1 protein-coding gene is annotated in these 1,806 nt (G+C 69.0%); it reads left to right on the top strand.

The features are described from left to right. Positions 1-180: 180 nt before the first annotated feature. Positions 181-1,806 (top strand): 1-deoxy-D-xylulose-5-phosphate synthase (gene dxs / locus AC27KI_RS23995; RefSeq protein WP_487116236.1); only part of this gene is annotated, 1,626 nt, incomplete at its 3' end.

The raw sequence follows: 1,806 nt of genomic DNA, 5'->3' as shown, positions 1-1,806 counted from the left end.
CGCGCTGGCGGCGCTGGCCGACATGGTGGTGAACCGCTCGCACTGATGATGGCGGCGCGCTGCGTGCCCTGTGCCGCCATCCCCGCAGACCTCCCCGGTGGCCCCGGCGCACCGGCCCGCACAATGAACGGTCTGCAGCGCTTGCCTGCATGGCGCAAGCAGCTCCTCAAACAATAGCCTATGTCCACGAATTCCTTTCCCCTGCTGCAGACCATCAACGACCCGGCCGACCTGCGCCGCCTGTCGCGCGCCGAGTTGAAGGACCTGGCCACCGAGCTGCGCGCCTTCGTGCTCGACAGCGTCTCCAAGACCGGCGGGCACCTGAGTTCCAACCTGGGCACGGTGGAGCTGACCGTGGCGCTGCACACTGTGTTCGACACCCCGCGCGACCGCCTCGTGTGGGACGTGGGCCACCAGACCTATCCCCACAAGATCCTGACCGGCCGGCGCGACCGCATGGGCACGCTGCGCCAGTTCGGCGGGCTGTCGGGCTTTCCGCAGCGGGCCGAGAGCGAATACGACACCTTCGGCACGGCGCACTCCAGCACCAGCATCTCGGCCGCGCTTGGCATGGCGCTGGCCGCCAAGCAGCGGGGAGAGAACCGCCACGCCGTGGCCATCATCGGCGACGGCGCCATGACGGCGGGCATGGCTTTCGAGGCGCTGAACAACGCCGGCGTGGCCGATGCCAACCTGCTGGTCATCCTCAACGACAACGACATGAGCATCAGCCCGCCCGTGGGTGCGCTGAACCGCTACCTGGCGCAGCTCATGAGCGGCCATTTCTACGCCGCCGCCAAGAACGTGGGCAAGACCGTGCTCAAGCCCGTGCCGCCGCTGCTGGAGTTCGCCAAGCGGCTGGAGCAGCAGGCCAAGGGCATGGTGGTGCCGGCCACGCTGTTCGAGAAGTTCGGCTTCAACTACATCGGCCCCATCGACGGGCACGACCTCGACTCGCTCATTCCCACGCTGGAAAACATCAAGGGCCTGAAGGGCCCGCAGTTCCTGCACGTCGTTACCAAGAAGGGCCAGGGCTACAAGCTGGCCGAGGCCGATCCGGTGGCCTACCACGGCCCCGGCAAGTTCGACCCGCGCGTGGGCCTGACGCAGCCCGCCACGCCCCCGAAGCAGACCTTCACCCAGGTCTTCGGCCAATGGCTGTGCGACATGGCGGCCAAGGACGAACGGCTGGTGGGCATCACGCCCGCCATGCGGGAGGGATCGGGGCTGGTGGAGTTCGAAAAGCGCTTTCCCGGCCGCTACTACGACGTGGGCATCGCCGAGCAGCACGCGGTGACGTTTGCCGCCGGCATGGCCTGCGAGGGCGTCAAGCCCGTGGTGGCGATCTACTCGACCTTCCTGCAGCGCGCCTACGACCAGTTGATCCACGACGTGGCCCTGCAGAACCTTCCCGTGGTGTTCGCGCTCGACCGCGCGGGCCTGGTCGGCGCCGATGGCGCCACGCATGCCGGCGCCTACGACATTCCGTTCGTGCGCTGTATTCCCAACATGAGCATGGCCTGCCCCGCCGACGAGCGCGAGTGCCGCCAGTTGCTGACCACCGCCTTCGAGCAGGACCATCCCGTGGCCGTACGCTACCCGCGCGGCAGCGGCGCGGGCGTGGTGCCCCTGGCCAGCCTGGAAGGGCTGCCGTTCGGCAAGGGCGAGGTGCGCCGCACGGGCGCGGCGCCGCAGGGCCGGCGCATCGCCATCCTGGCGTTCGGCACGCTGCTGTACCCCGCGCTGCAGGCGGGCGAGGCGCTGGATGCCACGGTGGTCAACATGCGCTGGGCCAAGCCCATCGAC

The sequence above is a fragment of the Acidovorax sp. KPB24-03 genome, from assembly GCF_057546605.1.
This window is presented reverse-complemented; position numbering and strand designations above follow the sequence as displayed.